Genomic DNA, 26,423 nt, shown 5'->3' on the forward strand with positions numbered 1-26,423 from the left:
GTCAGGGGCGGCGGACGATCGTGATGATCTCCGGGCTGGCGTCGGTCACGGGCGTGCGGTCCCAGTAACCGAACTGCTCGTCGACGACCAGGCCGGCCTCGGCCACGAAGGCGGAAAGCGAGGGCACGTCGAGGAAACGCAGCGTGGACTCGCTGTACTTCGGCGCGTCCCAGTCCGGGCTCTCGAAGGTCGTTTTGAAGGTCACGCGGCCGTCTACCAACGGCCCGGCGTCGTTCCACGAACGCACCGTGCCCGCTTGCCACACGTGATCCGGCGTCCAGCGCTCCCAGGCGCGGCGCGCGGGGTTGCGCGTGTCGAACCCGAACCGGCCGCCGGGCTTGAGCGCGCGCCGGATCGCCGCGACCGCCGTCCGCAGCTCGTCGTCGGTCAGCAGCACCTGGAACGCGTGCCCGGTCATCACCGCGAAGTCGAACTCGCTGTCCCACCGCGCGGTCGACAGATCGCCGAGCACCCATTCGACGTCGTCGCGGCGGCGGGCCTGCGCGAGCATGCCCTCGGCCGGGTCGAGGCCGGCCAGCCGGCCGGTGTGGCCGGACTCGCGCGCCCAGTGCAGCAGCGAGCCGGTGCCGCAGCCGACGTCCAGCACCGACTCCGCGGCCATGATCATCGGCAGGTAGAACTCGAAGTCGCCGGAGCTCTCCCGCGGGTTGAGGGTGTCGTACAGCGCGGCGAGGCCGGGGTCGGCGAAGGCGTGATCGGGCACGTCGTCACGCTAGTGACCGGCGGGGGAGAACTCACCCGGTTTTCGGCGTCAGGCCCAGCAGGCCCGAGACACTCTCGACCTCGGCGACGAGCGTGCCGTCCGGCGCGCGGTCAGCTCGGCCGGGTCGATCCCGGCGGCGTGGGCGCACGTCCAACTGCAACGGGAAGTTCTCGAAGCACGCGCGGTGACCGCCGGCGGCCGCAGCGGAACTCCCATGACGCCGGTATGCAGCGGTCAGGACCCGTCCTATTTCGCCTCTAGCGTCGTCCGCACAACCAAGGAGGCACCATGGTCAACCCCGTTCCCGACGGCTACACGACGGTCACCCCGTGGATCATCGGCCGCGACACCGCCGGCCTGCTCGACTTCCTGAAGCGCGCCTTCGACGCCGAGGAGATCGCGCGGGTCGTCGGCGAGGACGGGAAGATCGGGCACGCCGAGGTCCGCGTCGGCAACGCGGTCGTGATGGCCTTCGACTCCCGCGACGACTGGCCCGCCACCCCGGCGTACCTGCGGCTTTACGTCCCGGACAGCGAACAGACGCAGCGGAAGGCCCTGGCAGCGGGCGCGACCGAGGTGACGCGGCAGACGGAACTGTTCTTCGGCGACCGCGTCGGACGCGTGCGCGACCCGTTCGGCAACCTCTGGTGGATCCAGACGCGACTGGAGGACCTCGATGAACCAGAGCTGGTGCGCCGCGCGCAGTTGCCCGAGTACATCGCGGCGATGAACTACGTCCAGGGCGCGGACCTGGTCAACTGACGTCCACAGTGGACGGTTGCGGCCGGGTCGCGGGCGTGTGGCACCCTGGGGCCGTGCTGGAAACCGGGGAGGACTACCGCGAAGCGGGGTTGTCCGGCCAATGGTGGGAAAAGCGCCGGTTCACCGGCTGCGACTTCACCGGGGCGGACCTGAGCGGGCTGCAGACCCGCGGCTGCACGTTCGACGACTGCGACTTCAGCCGGGCCGATCTGTCCCGGTCGCGGCACGAGGCCTCGGCGTTCCGCTCGTGCACGTTCGACCGGACAGTCCTCGTCGACAGCCGCTGGTCCTCGTGCTCACTGCTGGGTTCGTCGTTCGGTGACAGCGGCTTCGGCGGCATCGCGCTCACCGAATGCGACCTTTCGCTGGCGTCGCTCGCGAAGGCGCGCCTACGCCGGCTCGGGCTGTCCGGGTTGCGGCTGCGCGAAGCCAACCTGATGGAGGCCGACCTCACCGGCGCCGACCTGCGCGGCAGCGACCTGACGGGCGCCCGGCTGCAGGGCGCGAAGCTCGACGGCGCGGACCTGCGCGGCGCGCGTCTCGACGCGAACGCTTTGGTGCAGGCCGACTTGCGGGGTGCGCAGGTCGACATGGAGACCGCGATTTCCTTCGCCGCGGCCCACGGCCTGGTCGTCCGCTAGACAACAAGAACCGGCGGCGAGCACAGGGTGCTCACCGCCGGCTTCGTGGACGGACTCAGTCGATCGGCGGTTCGCCCGGGTCGAGCTCGAGCAGGGCGCCGTCGGCGACCAGTTCCTCGATCGACGCCGGGAGCAGGTACGCCGACCCGCCGCCGGGCTGGTTGAACCACGGGATGGCGACGCCGGCGAGCGTCTCCAGCGGCCGCTGCACCCGGTACACGTGGTACGGGCGGTTGATCCACTCCGGCACCAGCGACCGCTCGGCGAACGGCGTGCCCGCCGCGTACGTCAGGTTGCCGTTCGGGCCGCCGAAGCGGTCCAGCTCGCTGCCCGCGGGCAGCTCGCGCAGCTCCTTGCCGCGGAACAGCGTCAGCGGCGGCTCACCGGACATCGGCCCGATCGGCCACTGCTGGTTACCGCCACCACCACCGCCGTTGACGGCCGGGCGGGCCGGTTCCGGCCGCCCCTGTCCCGGCGGGACCAGCGGGGCGCCCTGGGGCACCGGCGCCAGGACCGTCGGCGCGGACTGCGGCGGCTCACGACGCGGCGGGGCCAGGGCCCCGGGCGGCGGTCCGGCCTGCTGCTGCGCCATCGGCGGCGGACCACCCGGACCTCCCGGACCTCCCGGGCCGGCGGGCACCGGCGCGGGCGGGCCGGGTTGACGCACCGGCGTCGGCGGCTCGTCGTCCTCGAGGTCGCCGAACAGCTCCTCGGCGCTGGTGAACGCCGTCTGCTCCTGCGGCGGCACCGGCTCGGGCTTGCGGACCGGGTACGAGCCGGTCGCGATCTCCGGCGACAGCGTCGCGACGACCCGCTGCGGCGCGGGTTCCGGCTCGGGCGCGGGTTCCGGTTCGGGCTCCGGCGCGGGCGGCTCCTCGGCGGGCACGTGGCCCTCCGGGTGGAGCAGCAGCTTGCCGAGCATGAACGCGGCCGCGTCCTCGGCGTCGCCGAACACCGCGGGGTTGCTGAGCTTGCCGTCGTACCAGCCGACGCGCCAGCCGTCGTCGACTTCCTCGACGCTCCAGCCGTGCTCGGCCGGCTCGCCCAGCTTGTAGCCGCTCTCCGGGACGTCGAGTTCGTCCAGTTTGGACTGCAGCCCGGCGAGCACCGGGTGGTCCGGCGTCTCGCGGCGCAGCGCCCGCCGCCCCGACCGGGGGGCCACCGGCGGTGCGGGCTCGGCCTGCGGCGGCGCCTGGACGGCCGGCTGGGGGGCCGGCGGTTCCGGCACCGGCAGCACGCCGGGCACCTCGGGCTGGGTGATCATGGTCGGCGGGCCGGGGTCGAACGCGGCCGCGTGCGCCGGCTCGTCCTCCCGCCGGGGCTGCCCGGCCTCGAACGCGGAGCGCGCGGTCTCGTCGTCGGGTGCGTCGTGGTCGTCGTGGGTGTCGAACCCGTCGTCGTCCCGCACCGGCGGCTGGAACACGGTCCGCCCGGCGGCGTCCTGCGTGGGCTCGAACACGGCGTGGGCCGGCTCGTCGTCCGCCTGGGCCTCTTCGTGGCGGCCTGCAGGGAAGGCGTCTTCCGGCTCCGGCCGACCGGAGTCGAACGCGACGCCGTCGTGCGCCGGTTCCTCCTGCCCGATCGGCTGGTCGGGGACGTACTCCGCGGTCTCGTCGAGGTCCGGCACGCGGCCGGGCTCCGGCGTCGTGCCGTTCGACCCGGCGGCGTGCCCGGCCGGCTCGTAGTGGCCGTCTTCGGCGTACTGGTCGTCCTCGGCGAAGCGGTCGTCGAACTCCTGGTCGTCGTAGCCCTCTTCGGAGTACTCCTGCTGCGGCTCGCCCGCGGCGGGGTACGCGTCATCCTCGTAGTGCTCCTCGGCCGGGGCCTCGGGCTCCACGGGCGCGTGCGTCAGGAGCGGCGGCTCGACCTGTGCGGGCGGCTCCTGGTGCTGCTGCGGCGGCGCCACGGGCGGTACCGGCGGGGCCGGGGGAGCTTGCGCGGCCATGGCGGCCGGCGGCGGGCCCGCGGGGGCCTGCTGCTGGGGCGGCGGTCCCTGCGGTTGCTGCTGCGGAGGCGGTCCCTGCGGCGGCGGCCCGGCAGGACGCTGCTGCTGCGGGTTGCCCCGGGTCAGGTACGCCCCGGCGGCCTGCAGCGTCGGCTCGTCCACCGGCGGCAGCTTGAAGCCGACCGCGCGGACGTGCTCGACCAGGTCCGGCTCCGGCGAGACGCCGTACTTCTGCAGGTAGAAGTTGACGGCGGCGGGCCAGATCCACTGGCCGTCGCTGTGGAACGCGACCGGCACGGTGGCTTCGGGCGTCTGCGCCAGCCGGTCGATGTCGTAGCCGCGCTCGGTGACGACCAGGGGAGCCCGGTCGAGGTACTCGAGCATCCGGTCCTGCTCGTCGACCTCGAGGTCGGGCCGGTTGATCACCGGCCGGCCCGCGGGGCCGATCGTGTCGAAGATCCGGGCGATCCGGAAGTGCGGCCCCGGCTGCTCCGGGCCGAGCCCGGACATCCGCCGGATCAGCCACTCGGGCACGTTCTCCTCCGTGCGGGGGAACATGCGCAGTTCGTCCGAATAGGCCTGTGGGGGCGGCGCGAGGTTCCACACGGGTTCGTCGCGGTTGTACTCGAGGTTGTAGCTGGACGGGTGGTCCAGCTGGTACCGCGCGTTGAACCAGGTACCCCGGCCGTCGCGGTACATCCCCCCGCGCAACCGCCCGAAGAGGGTCGCGATGTCGTGGGTGGCGAGCCATTCGTGCACCGTGCCGTCCTCGGTGACGATCTCGCCGGTCAGCTCGTGGTACCTCCCGACGGCTCGGTACTCCGCGCTGACCTTGCGCCAGTCGCGGGGGGCGGCGCGCAGCAGTGCCAGCCCGATCTGCTTGACCAGGGTGTCCTGCTCCGTCGCGTTCAGCTGCGTCGTCGGTTGTGCCACGGGGACATTTTGACTGTTCGCGCGCGCGAGTGCACCCCGCATGTGGGTTTTGCCGCTCGGCTACCCCGCGACACCCGGTCTGACCTCGCGTGATGCGACGTGCCATAGATCACAGGTTGGTCGCGGACAAGATCACGGACGGGCGCTCCGGGAGTGGCGATGAGTTTACGGGCTGCGACCGCGTACGCCTGGAAGCGACGCGCGGGCGCCCCTTTGCCAGAATGGACCTCGTGACGGCGAAGATTCTCGACGGCAAAGCCACCAAGAACGCCATTTTCGCGGAGCTCGAGCCGCGCGTCGCGGCGCTGGCCGCGAAGGGGGTGACGCCGGGCTTGGGCACCGTCCTGGTGGGGGACGACCCGGGGTCGCACTCGTACGTGCGGATGAAGCACGCCGACAGCGGCAAGATCGGCGTCAACTCGATCCGCCGCGACCTGCCGGCCGACATCACCCAGGAGAAGCTCGAGGCCGTCGTCGACGACCTGAACGCCGACCCGGCCTGTCACGGCTACATCGTCCAGCTGCCGCTGCCGAAGCACCTCGACGCCAACCGCGTCCTCGAGCGCATCGACCCGGAGAAGGACGCCGACGGCCTCGCGCCGGTCAGCCTCGGCCGCCTGGTGCTGGGTCAGCGCGGCGCCCTGCCGTGCACGCCGTACGGGATCATCGAGCTGCTCAGGCGCCACGGCGTCGAGCTGAACGGCGCGCGCGTCACCGTCGTCGGCCGCGGCATCACCGTCGGCCGCACGCTGGGCCTGCTGCTGACCCGCCGCAGCGAGAACGCCACCGTCACCTTGTGCCACACGGGCACCCGCGACCTCGCGGCCGAGGTCCGCCGCGCGGACATCGTGGTCGCCGCGGCCGGTGTGCCGGGGATCATCACGCCGGACATGGTCGCCCCGGGCGCCGCGGTGCTCGACGTCGGTGTGTCCCACGTGGACGGCAAGCTCACCGGCGATGTTCACCCGGACGTGGCGGAGGTGGCCGCCTGGATCTCGCCGAACCCCGGCGGCGTCGGCCCGATGACCCGGGCGATGCTCGTGAGCAACGTCGTCGAAGCGGCGGAGCGCTCGGTCCAGGCCCGATGACCATGACCGAAGACCGGCAGGACCAGCGGGACCGCCGGCCACGGCAGCCGCGGTTCACGCAGCTGCCGTTCGCGGCGGTCCTGGTGGTCGTGGCGGTCGCCGCCCTGCGGATCTTCCAGTACCACTGGCGCGAGGGCGCGGCGCTGATCGGCGCCGCGCTCCTCGTCGCCGCGGTGCTGCGGGCGGTGCTGTCGACGGAGAAGGCCGGGCTGCTGGCGATCCGCGGTAAGGCCGTCGACATCGTCACCTACGTGGGCCTGGCCGCCTTGATCCTGTTCGTCGCCCTGACGATCATCGGCGGCCCGCTCAGCTCCTCTTAGGACGCCCAAAGCGGCACTTTCACGCGAAAGTGCCGCTTTTGGGGGTCGGTGTCAGGACGCCATCGCGAGTTCGCGTTCACGTCGTCGTTCGACGCGGGCTTCGCGGCGGTCCAAGGTGCCCGAGACGATGGCCAGTGAGAGTCCGAAGACGGCCAGGAGGGCGCCGACCCAGTTGGGGGCGACCAGGCCGAGGCCGCCGGCGATGACCAGGCCGCCGAGGTACGCGCCGCATCGAGCACTGCGGCGATGTCGGTGTCAGGACGCCATCGCGAGTTCGCGTTCACGTCGTCGTTTGACGCGGGCTTCGCGGCGGTCCAAGGTGCCCGAGACGATGGCCAGTGAGAGTCCGAAGACGGCCAGGAGGGCGCCGACCCAGTTGGGGGCGACCAGGCCGAGGCCGCCGGCGATGACCAGGCCGCCGAGGTACGCGCCGATCGAGTTGGCGATGTTGAACGCCGACTGGACCGCCGCCGAGACGAGCGACGGCGTGCCGCCGGCCTTCTCCATGATCCGCGCCTGCATCATCGGGCCGATCATGAAGCCGGCGACGCCGACGAAGAAGATCGTGATCGCGGCGCCGACCTTGCCCTGTGCGGTGATCGTGAAGATGCCCAGCACGCAGGCCAGCGCGAGCAGTGCCGCGTACAGGCCCGGCATCAGGGCCTTGTCGGCCAGGCGGCCGCCGAGCAGGTTGCCGATCGTCATGCCGACGCCGGCCAGGGACAGCAGCAGCGTGACGTTCGACGGCGAGTAGCCGGCGACGTCGGTCAGCATCGGCGTGATGTAGCTCAGGCAGGCGAACACGCCGCCCAGCCCGAACGTGACGATCGCCAGCGCCAGGTGCACCTGCGGCCGCTTGAACGCGCTGAGCTCCGTGCGCAGCGACGCTTCGGCGGGCTTGCCCTGGTGCGGCACCAGTTTCGCGATGGCGGCCGCGGCGACCAGCCCGATCACGGCGACGACGCCGAAGGTGGCGCGCCAGCCGACCTGCTGGCCGAGCAGCGTGCCCAGCGGCACGCCGATGACGTTCGCCAGGGTCAGCCCGAGGAACATCATCGAGACGGCCTTGGCGCGCTGGCCGGGGCCGACGAGACCGGACGCGACGACCGCGCCGGCGCCGAAGAACGCGCCGTGGGGCAGCCCGGCGAGGAACCGGAACGCGACGCCGAACTCCTGGTTCGGCGAGAGCGCGAAGAGGGCGTTGCCCAGCGTGAACAGGCCCATCATGGCCAGCAGCATGGTCTTGCGCGGCAATCGGACGGCGGCTGCCGTGAGCAGCGGGGCGCCGACGACGACGCCCAGGGCGTAGCCGGAGATCAGGTAGCCGGCGGTCGGGATGTCGACGCCGAAGTCGGCGGCCGTCTGGGGCAGCACGCCCATCATGACGAACTCGGTGGTCCCGATGCCGAAAGCTCCGATGGCGAGCGCGAGCAGCGCGACGGGCACGGCACTCCTTCCAAGGTGAGAAATCGATTACCCGGCCGTCTCGATCTCAGGCTCTGGATCGGTTCAGTCCGGGGGCAAAAAGGAAGACAGCTACCCGGCATCGACGCCGTGAGCTGCCCTACCCACAGTCCAACCGACGAGGGGGGTCGTTGTCATCCCGATATCGGGTGACGATCCACACCCGGGGCGCGCCGGTCAGCGAGGCGCCGCGAGGACGCCGTCCAGCAGGCCCGGGAACAGGGCGTCAAGATCCTTGCGGCGCAACGAGTTGAACCGCGTCGTGCCTTCCTGGCGGCCGGCGACGACGCCGGCCTGGCGCAGGATGCTCAGGTGGTGGGTGATTGTGGACTTCGTCACCGGCACGGTCAGCCCGCCGCACGCGATCTCGCGGCCTTCCGCCGCCAGCTGCCGGACGATCCCCAGGCGCACGGGGTCGGCGAGGGCGCGGAGCACGCCTTCGATGGTGATCTCGTCCTGCTCGGGGTGGACGAGCGGCGGCAGCGTCACGGACTTGGCCATGAGTTCATAGTACGACGCCGGTCGAAATTGTCGCCACCGCGTAGTACGGTAGTCGTCGAACTACGACGTTCGTCGAACCAATCACCTGTTCCGCTTGGGGGCTTCACCCATGTCTGCACCCTCGTCCTCGAGGATCTCGGTCCTCGCCTTCGGCGCGTTCGGCGTCGGGACCAGCGGTTACATCGTCGCCGGGCTGCTGCCCGCGCTGACCGGCGAGCTGCACGTCTCGGCCACCGCCGCGGCGCAGCTCGTGACCGCGTTCGCCATCGCCTACGCGATCGGCTCGCCGTTGTTCGCCGCCGTCACCGGCACCTGGGAACGGCGCACGCTGCTGGTCGCCGCGCTCGTCGTCACCGCGGCCGGCAACCTGTTCGCCGCGCTCGCGCCCGGCTACGGCACGCTCCTGGTGGCCCGGGTGGTGACGGCGATCGGTGCCGCGGTGTTCACCCCGGCGGCGAGTGCCGTCGCGGCCCAGCTGACCAGCCCCGAACGCCGGGGCCGCGCGATCGCGCTCGTGTTCGGCGGCTTGACCGTCGCGCTCATCTTCGGTGTGCCGCTGGGCAGCCTCATTTCGCAGCATCTCGGCTACCGGCCGGCGTTCGCGCTGGTTGCCGCGTTCTCCCTGGCGAGTGCGCTGGCGGTGCGGCTGGCGCTGCCGTCGGTCGCCGCGCCGCCGAGGGTGAGCCTGAGCGAGCGGTTCGCCGCCGGCCGTGACCCGCGCGTGCTCGTCATGCTGGCCGTGACGGTCCTCGGGTGCCTCGCCGCGTTCATGGTCTACACGTTCGTGTCCCCGCTGCTGGCCGCGACCGCGGGTGTGCACGGCACGGCGGTCACGGTGCTGCTGTTCTGCTACGGCGTCGGCGGGGCGGTCGGCAACTTCGCCGGTGGCCGGGCGGCCGACCGCTGGGGTTCACGCGCGCCGCTGCTCGTCGTGACGGCCGGGATCACCGTCGTGCTGGCGCTGCTGCCGATCGCGACGACGACGCCGATCGCGGCCGGCGTCACGCTGTTCGTGTGGGGCGTGGCGACGTGGTCGTTCAGCCCGCCGGTGCAGCACCGCCTGATCGAGCTGGCCCCGGGCCACGCGGGCCTGGTGCTCTCGCTCAACGCGTCGGCGATCTACCTGGGCGTCGGCCTGTCGGGCGTCGTCGGCGGCGCGGTCCTCGACTCCGCCGGCCCGCTGGTGCTGCCGGAGGTCGCGGCCGCGCTGACGCTCGTCGCGCTGCTGCTGGTGAGCCTGGCTTGGGGCCGGGTGCGCGAACGCCGCGAAGAGGTCGCCGTCGGCTGAACGCGCCCCGCCCGAGGTGCTGGACCCACTCGACACCGTCGTCGAATTCCCCTGGTGGGCATCGGCGCAAGCCTGTCTCGTGCTGGACGAACTCGCCGGCCTGCCGTATCGGTCCACTTAGGACGGTTTGCGGCGACGCGCTCGCCGGTCCCCGCGTCCGGGTGCTGGAGACGGAGCTGGTCTCGTGGCTGCGCTGGCAGTGTGGAGCGCGGGCCTGGCCCCGGCGTTCGCGACGCGCTGGAGGTCGCGCTCGGCTACGGCGCGGCACCGCTCGGGCCGTTGCGGGTGTGGTTACGCGGGTGACGCGGGTTCGGCCGCGGCCTTGGCGGCCTTCTTGAACGCGCGGACCTGGGCGAGCGTCTGGGCGTTGGTGACGTCCGCGATGGACCGGCGGGAGCCGCGGTCACCGTAGGCGCCGGCCGCTTCGCGCCAGCCCTTCGGCGCGACCCCGCGCTGCTTGCCGAGGAGGGCGAGGAAGATCTTCGCCTTCTGCTCGCCGAAGCCGGGCAGGGCCCGCAGCCGCCTGAGGACCTCGGGGCCGTCGGGCTTCGGGCGGCCGGCGGTCCAGAGCCCTTCCGTGCGGCCGTCGTAGGTCTCGATGATGTGCTCGGCGAGCGCGTGGACACGCCGCGCCATCGAACCGCCGTAGCGGTGGATGGCGGGCGGTACGACGCACATCTCGACGAAGGTCTCGACGTCGGTCGCGGCGATCTTCGCCATGTCGAAGCCGTCCATCCGGTCGGCGATCTTCCGCGGGCCCGCGAACGCGTGCTCCATGGGGTACTGCTGGTCCAGGAGCATGCCGACGAGCAGGGCGAAGGGATCGTCGTTGAGCAGCTTGTCGGCCGCGGGGTCGCCGGTCAGGTGCAGTTCACGCAGCATGTCGCCATCTTGACACAAGACGCGCCTCCGAACGTGCTCCATCGTGCGGGGTCGGCGTCAGCGGGGTTTGGAGTACCGGGCCGGCGTCGTGCCGAGGTAGCGCTTGAAGTGCCGCGTCAGGTGGGCCTGGTCGGTGAACCCGGCGGCCGCGGCGACGTCGGCGGCGGGGGCACCGTCGAGCAGCAGCCGTCGCGCGCGGTCGACGCGGCGGCCGGTCAGGTAGCGGTGCGGCGGCAGGCCGAACCGCGCGCCGAAGCAGCGCACGAGGTACGCGGGGTGCGCGCCGAGGGTGTCCGCGGCTTCGGCGAGCGTCATCGCTTCGGGCAGCTTCGCGTCGAGCAGGTCTCGCAGGTCGTCGGCGAGCCCGCGTTTCGGTTCGTGGGACGCGGGCCGCCCGAGGTGGGCGCGCAACCGGTCGGCGACCAGCGCGAGCCGGCTTTCGGCCTCGAACGCGTCGCCCGCGTCGGTGAGGGACTCGTGCAGCTGGTGGATCCGGGTGCGCAGCAGGCCGTCGGCGAGGCTCGGGCGGTCGACCGCGGCGCCGATCAGGTCCTCGCCCAGCACCGACGCGTCGAGGTAGAGCACGCGTTTGCGGAAGCCGTGGCTGGTCGCGGCGCGCCCGTCGTGCGCGACGTTCGGCGGCAGCAGCGTCACCGCCGGGCCGAGCGCGCCGTGGTGGTGGCGGTCGAGGTCGTAGCGGATGACGCCGTCGTCGACGATCAGCAGTGTCCACGTGTCGTGCGTGTGCAGCGGGTAGGCGTGGGTGATGAACCGCGCGTGGAAGACCTCGGCGATCCCCGGGACCGCCGGCCGCCAAGCCGAGACGCGCGCCTCCATGTCAAGAACGTACAAGACGCAGGCGTGGGCGGCGGGCGACGCTTTTCGCATGAGTTCCTTCGACACGAAGATCGCCGTCCTGCTGCGGGACGACCTGGCGTCCTGGCAACGGCTGAACGTCACGGCTTTCCTGGTCAGCGGGATCGCGCACGTCACGCCCGAGCTGATGGGCGAGCCCTACGAAGACGCCGACGGCACGGCGTACCTGCCGATGTTCGGCCAGCCGCTGCTGGTCTTCTCCGGCACCGGCGATGTCCTGACCGCGGCGCACGGCCGCGCCCTCGGCCGCGGCCTCCGTTTCTCGATCTTCACCGACGAGCTGTTCCACACGGGCAACGACGACGACAACCGCGCCGCCGTCCGCGCGGTCCCGGGGGAGAAGCTCGCCCTGGCGGGCCTCGCGGTGCACGGCCCGAAGAACGCCGTCGACAAGATCCTCAAGGGCGCGTCGCTGCACCGGTGAGCGGAACGCCGGAAACGGTTGCAAGGCCCGGCGAAAAGTGGTGAACGGCGCAAACCGGGTGCGGAGAGCGCGGCCGGTGCCATCATCGCTTCAGTGCCGCGGGAGGCGGCTCCGACTGGGGAGGTTGTTGATGAAATCCTTGCTGCGTAACGGTGTTCTCGCCGCGTCCACGCTGGCGCTGGGCTTGGCCGTGGCGCCGGTCGCTTCGGCGGATCCGGTCCAGACGGTCGTGTACACCTCGGAAGACGGCGCCTGGCCGCTGGAAGGCAGTGCGAGCTACAGCGGACCCGGCGACGAGATCCGCGTCTGGGTGAACGAAGGCATCCTGAAGATCGATGTCCAGTCCGGCTTCGACGACCTGCGGGTCGAGCTGAGCGCGCCGGCGGGCGAGACGCTGCACCCGGGCGCCTACCCGGGTGCTCGGCACCGCGAGTCGTCGGAGCCGGCCACGGCGAACCCGGGCTTCTTCACCGTGACCGGCAACTTCGGCTGCGGCGACGACTACGCCGACTTCACGATCGACCGCCTCGACCGGGCGGCCGACGGCAAGGTGACAGACCTCGACGCGACGTTCGTCCAGCACTGCGGCACGCCGGACGGTCCGGCCACCCACGGCGAGGCGCACTTCCACGCCTGACGCGCGTGAAGGGCACCCTCACGGCGCTCAGGTCCCTGAGGGTGTCCCTCACGGCCTGAGCCGCGCCAGGTCGAGGTTCACGGAGCCGTCGCGTGCACCACGAAGACGCTCCGCGTCCCGGCCGTGAAAGTCTTCGCCGAAACGTCCACGAACCCGGCTGCCAGCGCCCCGGCCTCGGCCTCGTCCGCCGGGAACGTGAGATCCCGCGGGACGAAGGCCCCGAACGGCCCGGACGGCCGGAACCGCAGCCCGGACACCACCGAGAACGCCAGCCGTCCGCCCGGTCGCAGCACGCGGAGCCAGTCGGCGAACGCCACCGCGCCCAGGAAGTGCAGCGAGGACGCGCACAGCACGACGTCCGCCGAGTGGTCTTCGGCCGGCATCGGCACCGCCGGCCCGACCTGCCACGTGATCACTCCCGACGGGTCCTGCGAAGGCGCCTTCGCCTCGGCCCGCGCGACCATCGCCGGCGACAGGTCGACGGCCAGCACTCGCGAGGGCTTCAGCCGCAACGCCGCGTACGCCGCGAAGCCCGTTCCGCACGCGACGTCGAGGACCAGCTCCGGACTGTCCGGCAGGGGCGAGACCAGCGCTTCCGCCACCGAAGGGTGAAAAGTGTCTTCGTCGTAGTTCTCGGCTGTGCTGTCGAAGAAATCGGCTCTGGTGTCGTGGTCCACGACACCAACCTAGCCGGGCCGACCAGCCGTTTTCAGCGGACGGCGACCCGCGAAGCCGAGGTCGGTGCGGTGGTACCACCGCAGCTCGGGGTCGCCTTCGAGCCAGCACAGCAGGACGTCGACGCCGTCCAGTTCGGCCGGGAAGTCGACCAGCAGCGGCGCGAAGCCCTTCAGCTCGGCGCCGGTGCGCTGGACCGTCGTCATCAAGTCGTCGAGCCGGGCCTGCGCGGCCTTCCACTCGGGCAGCCCGCCCAGTTCCGTCGCCCGGCCACCGGGCCGCAGCGACACGGCGAGCTCGGCGGCGTCGGCGCGGACGCGCACCAGTTCGTCGAGGACCGGCCGCAGCCGCGCCAGTTCGTCACATGCCTCCGCGACGGTGAACAGTCCCATCCGCCGAGTTTGCCACCGGCGCGCGTCAGGCTTCGCGGCGCCGCCGGACCAGCGCGTTGGCCAGCCCGCTGCCGACGAGCAGGAAGCCCACGCCCAGCAGCCCGCCGATGAACAGGAAGTCCATGACGCCGTAGGCGATGTCGCTCTTCGGCATCAGGTTGACCAGCTTGAAGCCCCATTCGGGGACGGCCATCGCGGCGACGCCGGGCAGCACACCGTAGATCAGCCCGCCCAGGATCGGGCCGGTGGCGGACAGCGCGCCGAGCGCGGCGACGACCAGCAGCAGGATCGCCCCGCCGGCCAGCAGCGCGATGCCGAGCGGGTCGCGGTTGGTGCTCAACGTGGCCTGGATCAGCTGCTGCTGCCGCAGCCCGCCCCAGCTCAGCAGGCCCAGCGCGACCGGGGTCAGCAGGAGCCCGCCCAGCGCGCTCACCAGGTGGGCGACGCCTCGGCGCGGCCGTTCTTCTGGCACGTCCGGGGTGTCGTCGTAGTCGTCGTATTCGTCTTCGTATTCGGCGTACCGATGGGTCGACATGGCCGTCACCTCCCGCATGATGAGTTCACGGATGGCATCGTGCCCTGGTTCACCCCATCGGCGCGACGATCGCTCGGCGAGCGGTCGGATCGGGTGACCGGCAGGTCGTGCCCGGTGATCCCGGCCACAATCCACGGGTGGAGACTTGATGCCGACCACTACTTGAACCATCCAGCTGCGTCAAGCAGTACGCTTGTACCGCTACCGGCGAGACTTAAAAGAAGAACGCGAAGATCCGCGGAAGGAGCACCGCTGCTCATGGCCAAGATCAAGGTCCAGGGCACCGTCGTCGAACTCGACGGCGATGAGATGACCCGCATTATCTGGCAGTTCATCAAGGACAAGCTGATCCACCCGTACCTGGACGTGAACCTGGACTACTACGACCTGGGTATCGAGGAGCGGGACCGCACCGACGACCAGGTCACCATCGACTCCGCGAACGCCATCAAGAAGCACGGCGTCGGCGTCAAGTGCGCCACGATCACCCCGGACGAGGCGCGCGTCGAAGAGTTCGGCCTCAAGAAGATGTGGCTGTCCCCGAACGGGACCATCCGCAACATCCTCGGTGGCGTGATCTTCCGCGAGCCGATCGTCATCCAGAACATCCCGCGGCTGGTGCCGACGTGGACGAAGCCGATCATCATCGGCCGCCACGCCCACGGCGACCAGTACAAGGCGACCAACTTCAAGGTCCCCGGCCCGGGCACGCTGACCATCAGCTACACCCCGGACGACGGCTCCGAGCCGATGGAGTTCGAGGTCGCGAAGTTCCCCGAGGGCGGCGGCGTCGCGATGGGGATGTACAACTACAAGAAGTCGATCGAGGACTTCGCGCGCGCCTCGCTCCAGTACGGTCTCGACCGCGGCCTGCCGGTGTACCTCTCCACCAAGAACACGATCCTGAAGGCCTACGACGGCCAGTTCAAGGACGTCTTCGAGGAGATCTTCCAGGCCGAGTTCAAGGCCGAGTTCGACGCCAAGGGCATCTCCTACGAGCACCGCCTGATCGACGACATGGTCGCCGCGGCGATGAAGTGGGAGGGCGGCTACGTCTGGGCGTGCAAGAACTACGACGGTGACGTCCAGTCCGACACGGTCGCGCAGGGCTTCGGCTCGCTCGGCCTGATGACGTCGGTGCTGCGCACGCCGGACGGCCGGACCGTCGAGGCCGAGGCCGCGCACGGCACGGTCACCCGGCACTACCGCCAGCACCAGCAGGGCAAGCCGACGTCGACGAACCCGATCGCGTCGATCTACGCCTGGACCCGCGGCCTCGAGCACCGCGGCAAGCTGGACGGCAACCAGGAGCTCATCGGCTTCGCCAACAAGCTGGAAGAGGTCGTCGTCGAGACGGTCGAGTCCGGCCAGATGACGAAGGACCTGGCGCTGCTCATCAGCAAGGACCAGCCGTTCCAGACCACCGAGGAGTTCCTCGCGACGCTGGACGACAACCTGGCCAAGAAGATCGCCCAGGGCTGATTGCTCCGTGCTGTGAAGCCCCCTTCCCGGAATGCCGGGAAGGGGGCTTTCGCGTGGTTCGGCGAGCACCCTGCGTCACCGCCGGAGGGCCTTGATTGGCGCCTCCGGGTGGTTACGCCGCCCGGCGCTATTCGTTCGGGTAAAGGATTGCCTACCCTTGGCGTAGGACGGGATTCGTGGTGAAGGAAGGCGTGGTCCTCGTATGTCGAAGAAAACGCTGATCATCGTCGGTGCCATCGTCGCGGTCATCGTCATCTACGCGTTGAACACGAACAAGCAGGCGTCCGGAGCGTCGGCCACCGGGTGCAAGGTCACGGTGATCGCGGACGTCCTCAACGCCCGCGAAACCGCCGACGGCAACGCGAAGATCGTCGGCAAGTACTTGCGGGACGCCCAGTTCGACGCCCTGCCGGGGGTGCAGAACGGCTTCCGCAAGATCGCCGACGACAAGTGGGTCGCCGCCGCGTTCACCGAGCCGGTCGCGGGGTCCGCCTGCTGATCAGACTCCCAGCAGATCGGTACCGAGGGTGATGACGCCGCACAGCGCGGCGGTCAGCCCCAGGACCCGCGCGCGTTTCGGGTCGCGCTTGGCCGCCGCGCGCCAGTAGAGGCCGATGCCGATGACCAGCATCAGCAGCTCGACGACAGCCGAGACGGCGGGCAGCCGCCAGAGCCCGAAGCCGAACGTCGGCAGGTCGCCGGCGTTGCCGGGCAGGATCGGCAGGTCCGCGCGGTGCACGACGAGGTCGAGCAGCCAGTGCGAGAACACGACGGCGCCGAGGACCAGCCCGGCTTCCCGGCCGAGCCGCCACGCGGCGACGGCGCCGAACAGCGCGGCGAGCACGAGCGCGCCGACGAGGGAGTGCGTGTAGTCGGCGTGGATGACGCCCGCGCCATAGCCGCCCGCGCCGTCGATCGTCTCGACGCCGGACAGGTAGAGCGGGACGAACACGACGTCCAGCCACGCGCCGGCGAGCATGAGTGTCCACACGGGAATGGCCGGGCGGCCGGCCTTGACCGCGGCCGCCAGCCCGAAGTGCCCGGCGATCATCTGCGGGCCTCCGTCCAGGGGAAGCGGGCGTCGAGCACGCCCAGCCCGACCGTGAAGAGCAGCACGGCGATGATGAAGGTCATCGTGGGTTCTCTTTCTCTGCATAGGTTTTGAGACCTTGGACGAGCATGGTCTTGAGGACTTCGAAGCTCTCGCCGACGTCTTCGGGCCGCCCGAAACCCCCGGAGGCCTCGAGCCCGGCGAAGCCGTGGACGGCCGCGCGAAGACAGCGCGTCGCGTGCACGGACCGCGCGTGGTCGAAGCCGTAGGGCCGGAGCACGGCGAAGACGACCTCGGCGACGGCGTGGGTCGCGGTGCTCAGCTCGGCGTCCCCCCGATCCGGATCCGTGGCGAGCGCCCCGGTCCGGTGCGGGTGCTGCCGCAGGTAGTCCCGATAGGCGTCGGCGACCGCGCCGACGGCTTGGCTACCCGCGCGCCCGGTGGCGGCGGCGCGCAGGACGCCGGCCATCTCCTGGACCACCCGCAGATCGACGAGCCGCCGCAGGTCGGCGAGGTTCTTGACGTGCTTGTAGAGCGAGGGCGCGGAGACCCCGGCCCGCTCGGCGATCCTGGCGAGGCTCAGCTCACCGGGCCCGCTCTCGTCGATGACGGCGAGCGCGAGGTCGACGACGCCGTGGGTGGTGAGCCCGGCCCTAGGTGACATGGCTCTGGTTACTTGGCATAACTTTAAAGCTACGACTCATAGCTTTTGGAGTCAAGGCGCGTTTTTGTCGGTGGTGGGTGTTAGAACTGACCTCGACGAAAACCCGCAGGTCGGCGAGTGGTTTGCCGGGGGAGGAGGGCGTTTGGGAGCTGGGCGCGCCACGAGCGGCGGCGGTTGTCCGCGGGGTCTCCAGGGGGAGTTTCGCGGGCAGGCGGGGTCGACCGGACGACGGCTGAGCACGGCGCTGGGGAGCGCGTGCGGAGGTTGAGCGGAGGTCTGGGACCGCACGTGGGAGCCGAGCGAAGGTCTGGCGCGGCGCTGGGGAGCGCACGTGGAGGCTGCGGTCGGGCGCGGCGCGCTGGGGAGCGCATGTAGGGCTGGGCGGCGGTCGCGCACGGCGCTGGGGAGCGCACGTGATGGCTGAGCGGCGGTCGGCGCGACGGGGCGCATGTTGGGCCGAGCGGTGGTCGGGCACGGCGCTGGGGAGCGCGTGCGAAGGCTGGCAGTCGAGCGCGACGTGAGGAGCGCCCTCGGGGCTGGGCGGAGGTCTGGCGCGGCCCTGGAGAGCGCGTGCGGAGGTTGAGCGGAGGTCTGGGATCGCACGTGGGAGCCGAGCGAAGGTCTGGCGCGGCGCTGGGGAGCGCGCGTTGGCTGAGCGGCGCTGGGGAGCCCGCGTCGAGGGTGGCGACGGATGTGCGCCGTCCGGAGGAGGATCGAACCCGGGGACCGTGCTGTGACGGGGGTCAGAGCACGACGGTGAGATCTTCCTCCGCGACCAGCACTTCGCCGTCGAACTCGGCGCGGGCCTCGGCTGCGGACGCGTCCCGGTCGGTGCCGGGCCAGAAGTGGGTCAGCAGGAGCCGGTGCGCGCCGGCTCGGGCGGCCCAGTGGCCCGCCTCCGCGGCGGTCATCAGGAAGCGGGGTTGTCCCTCCGGCGGCGGGGTGCGGAGGGTGGCGTCGCTGATGACCAGGTCCGCGTCGCGGCCGAGGTCCGCCAGCGCCGGCGACGGTCCCGTGTCGCCGGTGTAGGCCACCGTCAGCCCGGGCGCGCTGAGCCGTACCCCGAAGTTGGGCAGGAAGTGCGGCAGCGGGTACGGCGTGAGCCGGAACGGTCCGAGCGTCGTCGGCGAGCCGAGGTCGTGCACCTCGAACAGCTCGGCCGGCGCCGGCCGCGGCTCCAGCGCTTCGAGGCGCCGGACGGTGCCGGGCGTGCAGTGCAACGGCAGCCGCGGCCGATCCTGGGACGGCTCCTGGACCGTGTAGTGCCAGGCCCGCCCGAGCGCGCTCACGTCCGCGCAGTGGTCGGGATGCTCGTGCGTCACGACGACGGCATCGGGCAGCCGATCCCGGCTGTGCGCGAACAACCGCGAGGCGGCGCCGTACCCGAGATCGAGCACGACGCGGAATCCGTCGTGTTCGAGCAGAAACCCGGCGCAAGCGCGCCCGGGCTCCGGAAAGGCCCCGCAACTACCGAGCACGGTCAGCTGGCTCATGCCCGGCAGTCTGACAGAACGACGGCGGCCACCCGCCCCGATTTCGCCGGCCCCGCAGCCCCCACCGAGCCCAGCAGTCCACCGAGCCCCGCAGCCCACCCAGCTCAGCAGCCAGCGAGCCGGAGCTGCTGGGCCGAGTCCGCTGCCCGCCGAGCCCGGCAGTCCCCCTATTGAGCCCCGCAGTGAGCGAGCCAGAGCCGCCGGGCCAAGTCCGCAGTCCACCGAGCCCGGCGGTTAACCGAGCCCCGCAGCCACCGAGCTCTGCAGCCAGCGAGCCGGAGCCACTGGGCCGAGTCCGCAGTCGCCAGCCGAGACTGTGGCCGCGGAGTCTCAGTCGCGGAGTCATGCCTGCACCCACCGCCCCCACGGCCGCCGGGTCGAGTCCGCAATCGTGGAGGCCGTGCCTGCATCCGCCAAGCCACAGCCGCCGGGTCGAGTCCGCGGCCGGTGAGCCGACCGCCGTCAAGCTGAGCCCGCGCCGCAGGGCCGACCCCCGACGCAACCGACCCCGGCACCACGGTCTCCCCATCCCCGGCCGGTAACGTGCAGTGCGTGCTGACCGTCTCCACCGTGAACGTCAACGGCCTTCGCGCCGCCGCCAAGAAGGGCTTCGTCGAGTGGCTCGCCACCACGAAGGCCGACGTCGTCTGCTGCCAGGAGGTGCGCGCCACGGCGGAGCAGCTTCCCGCCGACGTCGTTGCACCCGAAGGCTGGTTCGCGGTGCACGCTCCCTCCGCCGCCAAGGGGCGCAACGGTGTCGCCGTCTACAGCCGGGTCGAGCCCGGTGAAGTGCGGATCGGCTTCGGGGAGCCCGAGTTCGAGGACAGCGGTCGCTACCTCGAAGTCCACCTGCCGAAGGTCGTCGTCGCGAGTCTCTACCTGCCCAGCGGGGACGTCGGCACCGAGCGCCAGGACGAAAAGGAACGCTTCATGGCCGCGTTCCTGCCCTACCTCGTCGAGCTGCGGGCGAAGGCCGCCGCCGATGGGCGGGAAGTGGTCGTCGTGGGGGACTGGAACATCGCCTACGACAACGCCGACCTCAAGAACTGGCGCGGCAACCGCAAGAACTCCGGCTTCCTGCCCGGGGAACGCGAGTGGCTCGGCCGCGTCTACACCGAGGCCGGCTACACCGACGTCCAGCGCCGCCTCGACCCCGAAGGCCCCGGCCCCTACACCTGGTGGTCCTACCGCGGCCAGGCCTTCGACAACGACTCCGGCTGGCGCATCGACTGCCAGCTCGCCACCCCCGGCCTCGCCGAGAAGGTCGTCTCCGTCGTCGTCGAACGCGCCGCCGCCTACGACCAGCGCTGGTCCGACCACGCGCCCGTCACCGCCACCTACGACATCTAGGCCGCACGGACGGCGCGCCAGGCCTCGCTGTCCACGAAGTGGTTGTCGAACCGGTCCTGCGACGCCAGGATCTCCGCCGGCGACGCCTCGCCGCGCCGGATCCGGTCGATCATCCGGAAGTACTCGAAGCGCTCGACGCCGGGTGTGAACACGATCAGCACGTCCGCGGCCGAGCGCGAAGTCGCGCCGAAGGCGTGCGTCGTGTGCGGCGGCACGAACAGCATGTCGCCCGTCCGCACCGTCACGACCTCCTCGTCCTGAAGGACCTCCAGCTCGCCGTCGAGCATGAAGAACATCTCCGCCGACGCCGTGTGGAAGTGCGGCGTCGCGCCGTCGCGCCCGCGGCCCAGTGACGCGCGGTTCGTGCTCAGGTGCCCGCCCGTCTGGGAGACGTCGGCGAGCAGCGTCATCGTGTCGGGTGTCGTGCCGAGCTGCTCGGCTTCGTCGTGGCGTACCAGCAATGTCGTCATGCCCGGATGGTTCCACGACTGATAGTTCGCTGTCAAACTATCCGGGATCGAATAGACTTCGCGCGTGACTGACGAAGACGCCGTCGACGCCGTGGTGTCGGCGTGGGCCCGTGAACGCCCCGACCTCGACCTGACCGCCATCGGCGTCGCCGGCCGGCTCGGCCGGCTGAGCCTCGTGCTCGGCCCGGCGCAGGAGCGCGTCTTCGGCAAGTTCGGCCTGCAACGCGGGGAGTTCGACGTCCTGGCCGCGCTGCGCCGCTCGGGGGAGCCCTACACGCTGATCCCGTCGGAGCTGTCCGCGACGCTGATGATGTCCCGCGCGGGTATGACGAGCCGCCTCGATCGACTCGAAGCCGCCGGGTTCGTCGAGCGCACGCTCGACCCGAACGACCGCCGCAGCTTCCGCATCCGCTTGACCGACCGGGGTTTCGAGGTCGTCGACGCCGCGATGACCGAGCACACCGCGAACGTCACCGAGCTGCTCTCTTCGTTGCGGGGCAAGGAACTCGGCCTCCTCGACGACGTCCTGCGCAAGCTCCTCCGGGAGTACGACACCCAGTGAAACGCGGACAGGGCCTCCCCGCGAGGGAAGGCCCTGTCCGCCAGCGCCGGACGTCAGCAGGACAGGTTGTCACCCGTCGGCACGCCGAGGATCCCGGTGATCTGCGTGTACTTGTCGATCCGGCTCTGGACCTGCGCCGGGTTGCCGCCGTTGCACTCGATCGAGCCGTTGATGCTGCGGATCGTCTCGCCGAAGCCGCGCTGGTTGACCATCGCGTCGTGCGGGGTCATCGTGCCCGGGCCGGTCTGCGTGTTCCAGTACCAGAGCCCGGTCTTCCACGCGACGGCCGAATCCTGCTCGACCAGGTACGGGTTGTTCAGCAGGTCGATGCCGAGCGAGTCGCCCGCGGCCTTGTAGTTGAAGTTCCAGCTCAGCTGGATCGGGCCGCGGCCGTAGTAGGCCGCGGTGCCCGCCGGGCAGCCGTAGGACTGGCTGGTGTCGCAGTAGTGCGGGTAGTTCGCGGTGTTCTGCTCGACGACGTAGACGAGACCGCCGGTCTCGTGGTTGACGTTCGCCAGGAACGCGGCCGCTTCCTGCTTCTTCACCGTGTCGTCACCGGTGTTCGCGAAGCCGGGGTACGCGTCGAGCGCCGCGGTCAGGCCGCTGTAGGTGTAGAAGCTGTTGCGGCCCGGGAAGATCTGGTCGAACTGGGCCTCGCTGACGACGAACGCGGCGGCCGAAGTGGCCGGTGCGGCGGACGCGGTCGTGGTGGGGAGCACGACGGCCGCGGCGGTGGCGGCGAGCGCGCCCACCGCCACTCCGGCGCGCTTCAGGAACCGGGGGAACGACATGCGGAACTCCTCTGCTGTCATGCCCGGTCGTGCGCGGTCCGACCAAGCCGATGGATTTCGGGGGTCCGGGTGGCGGAGCCCCCGGCCCGGGGCGGCGCCCCGGATGTCACTCCGAATTTCGGAGCTACGCCAAGAGGTATAGACCAATCACCAACGAGTGAAACGGGGTCGAAGCCAAGAGGCCGCGATCGGAGCAGTGTGAACTGCTACGAATGGCAGTACGTGAGGTGGTGTTGCGATGAACGGGTGACCAACGGCCGGACAACGATCGGCCACTGTCTACTTTGGGTATGAGCGTTCCGTCTTCCGCAACACCGTTCGGGTGATCGCTGTGAACCCTGGGGGTGCCCGGATCGTGTTCCTGGTTGAGCGCTAGTCTCGGCCACCGAGCCAAGTGGGTCTTCAGGCCTTGACACGCTCGGTAGTTTTTTGACCAGTAGCACGCAGCGTCTCACTCGTTTGGGTGAGCGTTTCGCTCGTCACTCGCGGGAGGCACTCCGGTGCGCAACCCAGGTCAACTCCTGATGCGGTCCACGCTGCGCGGGGTCCGCGCGGCCAGGGCAGGTGCGGTCCTCGTGCTCGTCCCGGCCGGCCTGCTGGCCGCCGGCGCGGCCACGGCACTGGCCGACGGCACGACCGTGCAGGCCGACTCCAACTCCGACAGCTTCGGCGTGCTGGGCCCGGTCGGCCTCGTCGCCGTCGCGCTCGGCATCGTCGGCATGACGCTGGGTGTGCTGCGGCAGCGCCGCAAGACCCGTTCCACGGCCGAGATCGTCGAGGCCGTTCCGGTCGTCCCGGAGGTCACCGGCCCGGTCACGGCGCTGGCGGAGGCCGTCCTGGCCGAGCCCGACGCCGCGTCGACTCGCCCGTTCCTGGCCCCGCACCCGCACGCCTGAGGCCCCTCGGCGCCGTCAGCGCGTCGCGGCCTGAAAGAATCCACGCGTGTCCGAAGAGCAGATCGCAGCCGCCCGCCGCCCGCGGGTCCTGTCCGGGATCCAGCCGACCGCCGACTCGTTCCACCTCGGCAACTACCTCGGCGCGCTGCGCCAGTGGGTGCGGCTGCAGGACACGCACGAGCCGTTCTACTGCGTGGTCGACCTCCACGCGATCACCGTCGAGCAGGACCCGAAGGTGCTGCGCCAGCGCACCCGCGTCTCGGCCGCGCAGCTGCTCGCCATCGGCATCGACCCGCGGCGCAGTGCCCTGTTCGTGCAGAGCCACGTGCCGGAGCACGCCCAGCTGAGCTGGGTCATGGAGTGCCAGACCGGGTTCGGCGAGGCCGGCCGGATGACGCAGTTCAAGGACAAGTCGGCCAAGCAGGGCTCCGACCGCTCCAGCGTCGGCCTGTTCACGTACCCGATCCTGCAGGCCGCGGACATCCTGCTCTACCAGGCGGACGCCGTCCCGGTCGGCGAGGACCAGCGCCAGCACCTCGAGCTGACGCGCGACCTCGCACAGCGCTTCAACAACCGGCTGGGCAAGACGTTCGTCGTGCCCGAGCCGTACATCATCAAGGACACGGCGAAGATCTACGACCTGCAGGACCCGACGAGCAAGATGAGCAAGTCGGCGTCCACCGCGAACGGTCTCGTCGAGCTGCTCGAAGACTCGAAGCGCTCGGCGAAGAAGATCCGCTCGGCGGTCACCGACACCGGCCGCGAGGTCGTGTTCGACACCGAGAACAAGGCGGGCGTCTCGAACCTGCTGACGATCTTCTCGGCGCTCACCGAGCGCACGATCCCCGACCTCGAAGCTGCCTACGAAGGCAAGGGTTACGGCGACCTGAAGAAGGACCTCGGCGAGGTCTTCGTCGAATGGGTCACGCCCATCCAAGAGCGGGTCAAGTCCTATTTGGACGATGTGGCCGAGCTGGACAAGGTCCTCGCCGCGGGCGCCGAACGCGCGCGCGAGGTCGCGTCGAAGACGCTGGCCAAGACGTACCAGCGGATCGGGTTCCTGCCGCCGGTGCGATAGCCGCCGGCTCGCCACCCGAAGGACGGTTCGAGTCGCCGGTCTCCGGAGTCGATGATGCGCTGCCCGGGTCCGGCCAGGCATGGCGATTCAGCGTCGCCCTCCGAGGGGCACGTCGGAGATCGAATCGGCGGCCGACCTCACCGACGAAGGCTCCGCGCGTACGACGCCGTGATCGAGTTCCGCGCCGAGCGGCAGGGCGCGCAAGCCCGCCGGTGATCAAGATCGGACCTACCAGGCCCTTCTCGCCTCCCTCACGTGGACCGCTCGCGTTGCGGGAGTCACCGGGCGTGGTTAGCGTTTCACGGTGGCGAACGAAACAGTGGCGACCAAAGAAGAGAAGGAAAAGCTCCTGCCGCGGCTGCGGCGGAAGTACCCCTGGCTCGATCACCTGATCCGGGCGAACGAGGCCTTCACCGAGCGGTACGGCAACCACTACGCGGCCGCCATCACCTACTTCAGCGTCCTGTCGGTCATCCCGATCCTGATGGTCGCCTTCGCCGTGGTCGGGCTGGTCGTCAACCACGACCCGGCCGTCATCAACCAGATCAAGGACAGCATCAACAACTCGGTGCCCTCGGGCCTGCGCAGCCTCGTCCAAGGCATCGTGGACGCCGCGATCGGCGCCGGCAGCGGCATCGGGATCTTCGGCCTGCTCATCGCCCTCTACTCCGGCATCGGCTGGATGGCGAACCTGCGTGACGCGCTCACCGCGCAGTGGGGCCAGGAGAAGCAGCCGCAGCCGTTCGTCAAGCAGACGCTCAAGGACCTCGTCGCGCTGGTCGGGCTGGGTGTCGCGCTCGTCGTCTCGTTCGCGCTGACCGCGATCGGCGGCGGTGTCGGGAACTTCCTGCTCGGGCTCGTCGGGCTGGCGGACGAGACCTGGGCGAAGGTCCTGCTCCGCATCGCGACCATCGTGCTCGGCCTGGCCGCCAACACCCTCGTCTTCCTCTGGGTCATCGCGCGCCTGCCGCGCGAACGTGTCGCGCTACGCAGCGCCGTCAAGGGCGCGGTGTTCGCCTCCATCGGGTTCGTCATCCTGCAGCAGGCCGCCACGTTCTACCTGGCCAGCGTCACGAAGTCGCCGGCGTTCGCGCTGTTCGGCCCGGTCATCGGCCTGCTTGTGTTCGCCAACTTCGTCTCCCGCTTCCTGCTGCTCGTCACGGCGTGGACCGCGACGGCCAAGGAGAACCAGCGCAAGGTCATCGCGCCGCCGGTGCCGGTGCGGCTCGAGCAGAACGTCACCGTGCAGCGCGGGCCAGGCCTCGGCGCCGTCGCGGGCGCGTTCAGCGCGGGTGCGCTGCTCGCGTGGCTGGGTGGTCGTCGCAAGTCTTGACAGCGGCCCGTGCGGTAAAGAAACTGAACCGGTAAGAATTCTGAACCGGAGGTTTCATGCTGGACGCCGCCCGCGAGTGTGCCGCCCTCGCCAAGACGCTCGCGCCGGTCACCGAGCGGAACCGCGCGCTGCCGGCCGAGCTCGTCGCGAAGCTGACCGACGCGCAGCTCCTGCGCAGCGGCGTCCCCGGTTACCTCGGCGGCCCCGAAGCGTCGCCCGCCCTCAGCCTCGAGACGGCGGAGACGGTCGCGCGCGGCGACGCGTCGGCCGGCTGGTGCGTCTCGATCGCCGTGACGAGCAGCCTGCTCTCGGCGTACGCGCCGCGTAAGTGCGCCGAGGAGGTCTTCGGCGACCCTCGAACCGTCGCGGCCGGCGTCTGGGCGCCGCGCGGGGCCGGCAAGAAGACCGACGGCGGTTACGTCGTCTCCGGGCGCTGGCCGTTCTGCAGCGGCATCCCGCACTGCGACTGGCTTTTCGCCGGGTTCGTGCACGAAAGCGAGCTGTACGTGGCGGCGTTGCCGAAGCCCGAGATCGAAGTGCTCGACACCTGGCACACCAACGGCCTGCGCGGCACCGGCAGCCACGACTGCGTGGCCGACGAACTGTTCGTCCCCGAACACCGCGTCTTCTCGGTGCTGGGCGGGCCGCCGGAGGAAGCCGTTGCGCTGCAACGGTTCCCGCTCTTCGGCTACTTCGCGCTGTCCGTCGCCGCGGCCGCGCTGGGCAACGCGCGCGGCGCGATCGACGACCTGGTCGAGCTCGCTTCGACGCGCAAGCCGCTCGGCTCCAGCCGGTCGCTGGCCGAGCGGTCGCAGACCCAGGCCGCCGTCGCGGAGGCCGAAGCCGCCCTGCGCGCGGCGCGGCTGCTCTTCTACACCAGCATCGACGACGCCTGGCAGGCCGCGCAGGGCACCGACCCCGTGTCGGACCAGCTCAAGCTCGGCCTCCGGCTGGCCGCCACGCACACCACGCGCACCGCCGCGAAGGTCGCCGACAGCATGTACGACCTCGCCGGCGGCGCGGCGATCTACGAGACGTCACCGCTGCAGCGCCGGTTCCGCGACGCGCACACGGCCACCGCGCACTTCCAGGTCAACCCGGCCAGTTTCGAGCTGTCCGGCAAGCTGCTGCTGGGCGTCCCGGCCCGCACCGAACAGTTCTGAGGA

At 70.9% G+C, this 26,423-nt stretch carries 29 protein-coding genes and 1 pseudogene; 15 read left to right on the forward strand and 15 right to left on the reverse strand.

Annotation, left to right across the window (positions count from 1 at the left end; translation table 11 throughout):
- Position 1 precedes the first annotated feature (1 nt).
- On the reverse strand, positions 2 to 724 hold the full coding sequence (locus OHS18_RS34950; protein WP_328613664.1) for a class I SAM-dependent methyltransferase: 723 nt from the start codon (positions 722 to 724) through the stop codon (positions 2 to 4).
- 288 nt (positions 725 to 1,012) lie between these two features.
- Between OHS18_RS34950 and OHS18_RS34955 the strand changes: the two genes are divergently transcribed.
- Both OHS18_RS34955 and OHS18_RS34960 read left to right on the forward strand, forming a co-directional pair.
- Positions 1,013 to 1,486 carry a VOC family protein gene (locus OHS18_RS34955; protein ID WP_328613665.1) on the forward strand — a complete coding sequence of 158 codons (474 nt, stop codon included), beginning with the start codon at positions 1,013 to 1,015 and terminating at the stop codon, positions 1,484 to 1,486.
- A 53-nt stretch (positions 1,487 to 1,539) separates the two neighbouring features.
- Positions 1,540 to 2,127, forward strand: a complete 588-nt coding sequence (locus OHS18_RS34960; protein WP_328445329.1) for a pentapeptide repeat-containing protein — start codon at positions 1,540 to 1,542, stop codon at positions 2,125 to 2,127.
- Between the two features lie 55 nt (positions 2,128 to 2,182).
- Here the strand turns inward: OHS18_RS34960 and OHS18_RS34965 are convergent, their stop codons facing one another.
- Entirely contained in the window at positions 2,183 to 5,047 is a 2,865-nt protein-coding gene (locus OHS18_RS34965; protein WP_328613666.1) for a TNT domain-containing protein, read from the reverse strand.
- Between the two features lie 188 nt (positions 5,048 to 5,235).
- On the opposite strand from OHS18_RS34965, the gene OHS18_RS34970 reads away from it, so the two are divergent.
- Positions 5,236 to 6,093, forward strand: coding sequence for a bifunctional methylenetetrahydrofolate dehydrogenase/methenyltetrahydrofolate cyclohydrolase (locus OHS18_RS34970; protein WP_328445325.1), 858 nt, complete (start codon positions 5,236 to 5,238; stop codon positions 6,091 to 6,093).
- Entirely contained in the window at positions 6,090 to 6,413 is a 324-nt protein-coding gene (locus OHS18_RS34975; RefSeq protein WP_442874308.1) for a DUF3017 domain-containing protein, read from the forward strand. The genes OHS18_RS34970 and OHS18_RS34975 overlap by 4 nt, the downstream gene beginning before the upstream one ends.
- Before the next feature lie 51 nt (positions 6,414 to 6,464).
- Here the strand turns inward: OHS18_RS34975 and OHS18_RS48635 are convergent.
- From OHS18_RS48635 to OHS18_RS34985, 3 genes and pseudogenes are all read right to left on the reverse strand, one after another.
- A pseudogene (locus OHS18_RS48635) lies at positions 6,465 to 6,641 on the reverse strand (MFS transporter); the annotation flags it as partial.
- A gap of 27 nt (positions 6,642 to 6,668) precedes the next feature.
- A complete protein-coding gene (locus tag OHS18_RS34980; RefSeq protein WP_328613667.1) occupies positions 6,669 to 7,859 on the reverse strand; it encodes an MFS transporter in 1,191 nt (396 codons plus the stop codon).
- A 195-nt stretch (positions 7,860 to 8,054) separates the two neighbouring features.
- Positions 8,055 to 8,378 carry an ArsR/SmtB family transcription factor gene (locus OHS18_RS34985; protein WP_328445322.1) on the reverse strand — a complete coding sequence of 108 codons (324 nt, stop codon included), beginning with the start codon at positions 8,376 to 8,378 and terminating at the stop codon, positions 8,055 to 8,057.
- 109 nt (positions 8,379 to 8,487) lie between these two features.
- Between OHS18_RS34985 and OHS18_RS34990 the strand changes: the two genes are divergently transcribed.
- A complete protein-coding gene (locus OHS18_RS34990; RefSeq protein WP_328445320.1) occupies positions 8,488 to 9,666 on the forward strand; it encodes an MFS transporter in 1,179 nt (392 codons plus the stop codon).
- A gap of 291 nt (positions 9,667 to 9,957) precedes the next feature.
- Here OHS18_RS34990 and OHS18_RS34995 read toward each other — a convergent pair whose 3' ends face one another.
- Both OHS18_RS34995 and OHS18_RS35000 read right to left on the reverse strand, forming a co-directional pair.
- On the reverse strand, positions 9,958 to 10,548 hold the full coding sequence (locus OHS18_RS34995) for an HhH-GPD-type base excision DNA repair protein (protein ID WP_328445318.1): 591 nt from the start codon (positions 10,546 to 10,548) through the stop codon (positions 9,958 to 9,960).
- Between the two features lie 57 nt (positions 10,549 to 10,605).
- Complete coding sequence (locus tag OHS18_RS35000) at positions 10,606 to 11,385, reverse strand: helix-turn-helix domain-containing protein (RefSeq protein ID WP_328613668.1); 780 nt, start codon at positions 11,383 to 11,385, stop codon at positions 10,606 to 10,608.
- 49 nt (positions 11,386 to 11,434) lie between these two features.
- On the opposite strand from OHS18_RS35000, the gene OHS18_RS35005 reads away from it, so the two are divergent.
- Positions 11,435 to 11,848: a DUF2000 domain-containing protein gene (locus OHS18_RS35005; protein ID WP_328613669.1), complete on the forward strand. Its 414-nt coding sequence runs from the start codon at positions 11,435 to 11,437 to the stop codon at positions 11,846 to 11,848.
- Between the two features lie 130 nt (positions 11,849 to 11,978).
- Positions 11,979 to 12,485, forward strand: a complete 507-nt coding sequence (locus OHS18_RS35010) for a hypothetical protein (RefSeq protein WP_328445312.1) — start codon at positions 11,979 to 11,981, stop codon at positions 12,483 to 12,485.
- A gap of 77 nt (positions 12,486 to 12,562) precedes the next feature.
- Here the strand turns inward: OHS18_RS35010 and OHS18_RS35015 are convergent, their stop codons facing one another.
- From OHS18_RS35015 to OHS18_RS35025, 3 genes are read right to left on the reverse strand one after another with little or no spacing between them, the layout of a single operon-like run.
- On the reverse strand, positions 12,563 to 13,162 hold the full coding sequence (locus OHS18_RS35015; protein WP_328445310.1) for a class I SAM-dependent methyltransferase: 600 nt from the start codon (positions 13,160 to 13,162) through the stop codon (positions 12,563 to 12,565).
- 9 nt (positions 13,163 to 13,171) lie between these two features.
- Positions 13,172 to 13,552: a DUF2203 domain-containing protein gene (locus OHS18_RS35020; RefSeq protein ID WP_328613670.1), complete on the reverse strand. Its 381-nt coding sequence runs from the start codon at positions 13,550 to 13,552 to the stop codon at positions 13,172 to 13,174.
- Between the two features lie 25 nt (positions 13,553 to 13,577).
- Positions 13,578 to 14,087: a hypothetical protein gene (locus OHS18_RS35025; protein ID WP_328445306.1), complete on the reverse strand. Its 510-nt coding sequence runs from the start codon at positions 14,085 to 14,087 to the stop codon at positions 13,578 to 13,580.
- 258 nt (positions 14,088 to 14,345) lie between these two features.
- On the opposite strand from OHS18_RS35025, the gene OHS18_RS35030 reads away from it, so the two are divergent.
- Together OHS18_RS35030 and OHS18_RS35035 are read left to right on the forward strand one after the other, a co-directional pair.
- A complete protein-coding gene (locus OHS18_RS35030) occupies positions 14,346 to 15,569 on the forward strand; it encodes an NADP-dependent isocitrate dehydrogenase (protein ID WP_328445304.1) in 1,224 nt (407 codons plus the stop codon).
- A 202-nt stretch (positions 15,570 to 15,771) separates the two neighbouring features.
- Positions 15,772 to 16,068 (forward strand): SH3 domain-containing protein, encoded by a 297-nt coding sequence (locus tag OHS18_RS35035; protein ID WP_328445302.1) that lies wholly within the window; start codon positions 15,772 to 15,774, stop codon positions 16,066 to 16,068.
- Here OHS18_RS35035 and OHS18_RS35040 read toward each other — a convergent pair whose 3' ends face one another.
- The 3 genes from OHS18_RS35040 to OHS18_RS35050 all read right to left on the reverse strand — a co-directional run bounded on the left by OHS18_RS35040 (position 16,069) and on the right by OHS18_RS35050 (position 18,777).
- Positions 16,069 to 16,620: a permease gene (locus OHS18_RS35040; RefSeq protein ID WP_328445300.1), complete on the reverse strand. Its 552-nt coding sequence runs from the start codon at positions 16,618 to 16,620 to the stop codon at positions 16,069 to 16,071.
- 79 nt (positions 16,621 to 16,699) lie between these two features.
- Positions 16,700 to 17,284 carry a TetR/AcrR family transcriptional regulator gene (locus OHS18_RS35045; protein WP_328445298.1) on the reverse strand — a complete coding sequence of 195 codons (585 nt, stop codon included), beginning with the start codon at positions 17,282 to 17,284 and terminating at the stop codon, positions 16,700 to 16,702.
- Between the two features lie 743 nt (positions 17,285 to 18,027).
- Positions 18,028 to 18,777 carry an MBL fold metallo-hydrolase gene (locus tag OHS18_RS35050; protein ID WP_328613671.1) on the reverse strand — a complete coding sequence of 250 codons (750 nt, stop codon included), beginning with the start codon at positions 18,775 to 18,777 and terminating at the stop codon, positions 18,028 to 18,030.
- Positions 18,778 to 19,320: 543 nt separating this feature from the next.
- Here OHS18_RS35050 and OHS18_RS35055 point away from each other — a divergent pair.
- A complete protein-coding gene (locus OHS18_RS35055; protein WP_328613672.1) occupies positions 19,321 to 20,127 on the forward strand; it encodes an exodeoxyribonuclease III in 807 nt (268 codons plus the stop codon).
- Here the strand turns inward: OHS18_RS35055 and OHS18_RS35060 are convergent.
- The gene (locus tag OHS18_RS35060) at positions 20,124 to 20,597 is read right to left on the reverse strand and encodes a cupin domain-containing protein (RefSeq protein ID WP_328613673.1); all 474 of its coding nucleotides are present in this window, start codon (positions 20,595 to 20,597) and stop codon (positions 20,124 to 20,126) included. The two genes, OHS18_RS35055 and OHS18_RS35060, sit on opposite strands and share 4 nt — an antisense overlap.
- A gap of 64 nt (positions 20,598 to 20,661) precedes the next feature.
- Between OHS18_RS35060 and OHS18_RS35065 the strand changes: the two genes are divergently transcribed.
- Positions 20,662 to 21,159 (forward strand): MarR family winged helix-turn-helix transcriptional regulator, encoded by a 498-nt coding sequence (locus OHS18_RS35065; protein ID WP_328613674.1) that lies wholly within the window; start codon positions 20,662 to 20,664, stop codon positions 21,157 to 21,159.
- 53 nt (positions 21,160 to 21,212) lie between these two features.
- Here OHS18_RS35065 and OHS18_RS35070 read toward each other — a convergent pair whose 3' ends face one another.
- Positions 21,213 to 21,950 carry a chitinase gene (locus OHS18_RS35070; protein ID WP_328613675.1) on the reverse strand — a complete coding sequence of 246 codons (738 nt, stop codon included), beginning with the start codon at positions 21,948 to 21,950 and terminating at the stop codon, positions 21,213 to 21,215.
- Positions 21,951 to 22,474: 524 nt separating this feature from the next.
- Between OHS18_RS35070 and OHS18_RS35075 the strand changes: the two genes are divergently transcribed.
- From OHS18_RS35075 to OHS18_RS35090, 4 genes are all read left to right on the forward strand, one after another.
- A complete protein-coding gene (locus OHS18_RS35075; RefSeq protein WP_328613676.1) occupies positions 22,475 to 22,846 on the forward strand; it encodes a hypothetical protein in 372 nt (123 codons plus the stop codon).
- A 46-nt stretch (positions 22,847 to 22,892) separates the two neighbouring features.
- The gene (gene trpS / locus OHS18_RS35080; protein WP_328613677.1) at positions 22,893 to 23,924 is read left to right on the forward strand and encodes a tryptophan--tRNA ligase; all 1,032 of its coding nucleotides are present in this window, start codon (positions 22,893 to 22,895) and stop codon (positions 23,922 to 23,924) included.
- 304 nt (positions 23,925 to 24,228) lie between these two features.
- Positions 24,229 to 25,257 carry an inner membrane protein YhjD gene (yhjD, locus tag OHS18_RS35085; RefSeq protein WP_328445282.1) on the forward strand — a complete coding sequence of 343 codons (1,029 nt, stop codon included), beginning with the start codon at positions 24,229 to 24,231 and terminating at the stop codon, positions 25,255 to 25,257.
- A gap of 56 nt (positions 25,258 to 25,313) precedes the next feature.
- Positions 25,314 to 26,420, forward strand: coding sequence for an acyl-CoA dehydrogenase family protein (locus OHS18_RS35090; protein WP_328613678.1), 1,107 nt, complete (start codon positions 25,314 to 25,316; stop codon positions 26,418 to 26,420).
- The last annotated feature ends 3 nt before the right edge of the window (positions 26,421 to 26,423 follow it).

Source organism: Amycolatopsis sp. NBC_00355, assembly GCF_036104975.1.
Taxonomy (GTDB): Bacteria; Actinomycetota; Actinomycetes; order Mycobacteriales; family Pseudonocardiaceae; genus Amycolatopsis.

What these genes read in the sequence shown, in the direction of transcription:
- OHS18_RS34955 (WP_328613665.1), top strand. Translation starts at nt 1,013, where the DNA reads ATGGTCAACCCCGTTCCCGACGGCTACACGACGGTCACCCCGTGGATC.
- OHS18_RS34965 (WP_328613666.1), bottom strand. Translation starts at nt 5,047, where the DNA reads ATGCGGGGTGCACTCGCGCGCGCGAACAGTCAAAATGTCCCCGTGGCA.
- OHS18_RS34975 (WP_442874308.1), top strand. Translation starts at nt 6,090, where the DNA reads ATGACCATGACCGAAGACCGGCAGGACCAGCGGGACCGCCGGCCACGG.
- OHS18_RS34985 (WP_328445322.1), bottom strand. Translation starts at nt 8,378, where the DNA reads ATGGCCAAGTCCGTGACGCTGCCGCCGCTCGTCCACCCCGAGCAGGAC.
- OHS18_RS34990 (WP_328445320.1), top strand. Translation starts at nt 8,488, where the DNA reads ATGTCTGCACCCTCGTCCTCGAGGATCTCGGTCCTCGCCTTCGGCGCG.
- OHS18_RS34995 (WP_328445318.1), bottom strand. Translation starts at nt 10,548, where the DNA reads ATGCTGCGTGAACTGCACCTGACCGGCGACCCCGCGGCCGACAAGCTG.
- OHS18_RS35000 (WP_328613668.1), bottom strand. Translation starts at nt 11,385, where the DNA reads ATGGAGGCGCGCGTCTCGGCTTGGCGGCCGGCGGTCCCGGGGATCGCC.
- OHS18_RS35005 (WP_328613669.1), top strand. Translation starts at nt 11,435, where the DNA reads ATGAGTTCCTTCGACACGAAGATCGCCGTCCTGCTGCGGGACGACCTG.
- OHS18_RS35010 (WP_328445312.1), top strand. Translation starts at nt 11,979, where the DNA reads ATGAAATCCTTGCTGCGTAACGGTGTTCTCGCCGCGTCCACGCTGGCG.
- OHS18_RS35020 (WP_328613670.1), bottom strand. Translation starts at nt 13,552, where the DNA reads ATGGGACTGTTCACCGTCGCGGAGGCATGTGACGAACTGGCGCGGCTG.
- OHS18_RS35025 (WP_328445306.1), bottom strand. Translation starts at nt 14,087, where the DNA reads ATGTCGACCCATCGGTACGCCGAATACGAAGACGAATACGACGACTAC.
- OHS18_RS35030 (WP_328445304.1), top strand. Translation starts at nt 14,346, where the DNA reads ATGGCCAAGATCAAGGTCCAGGGCACCGTCGTCGAACTCGACGGCGAT.
- OHS18_RS35035 (WP_328445302.1), top strand. Translation starts at nt 15,772, where the DNA reads ATGTCGAAGAAAACGCTGATCATCGTCGGTGCCATCGTCGCGGTCATC.
- OHS18_RS35040 (WP_328445300.1), bottom strand. Translation starts at nt 16,620, where the DNA reads ATGATCGCCGGGCACTTCGGGCTGGCGGCCGCGGTCAAGGCCGGCCGC.
- OHS18_RS35045 (WP_328445298.1), bottom strand. Translation starts at nt 17,284, where the DNA reads ATGTCACCTAGGGCCGGGCTCACCACCCACGGCGTCGTCGACCTCGCG.
- OHS18_RS35050 (WP_328613671.1), bottom strand. Translation starts at nt 18,777, where the DNA reads ATGAGCCAGCTGACCGTGCTCGGTAGTTGCGGGGCCTTTCCGGAGCCC.
- OHS18_RS35060 (WP_328613673.1), bottom strand. Translation starts at nt 20,597, where the DNA reads ATGACGACATTGCTGGTACGCCACGACGAAGCCGAGCAGCTCGGCACG.
- OHS18_RS35070 (WP_328613675.1), bottom strand. Translation starts at nt 21,950, where the DNA reads ATGTCGTTCCCCCGGTTCCTGAAGCGCGCCGGAGTGGCGGTGGGCGCG.
- OHS18_RS35075 (WP_328613676.1), top strand. Translation starts at nt 22,475, where the DNA reads ATGCGGTCCACGCTGCGCGGGGTCCGCGCGGCCAGGGCAGGTGCGGTC.
- OHS18_RS35090 (WP_328613678.1), top strand. Translation starts at nt 25,314, where the DNA reads ATGCTGGACGCCGCCCGCGAGTGTGCCGCCCTCGCCAAGACGCTCGCG.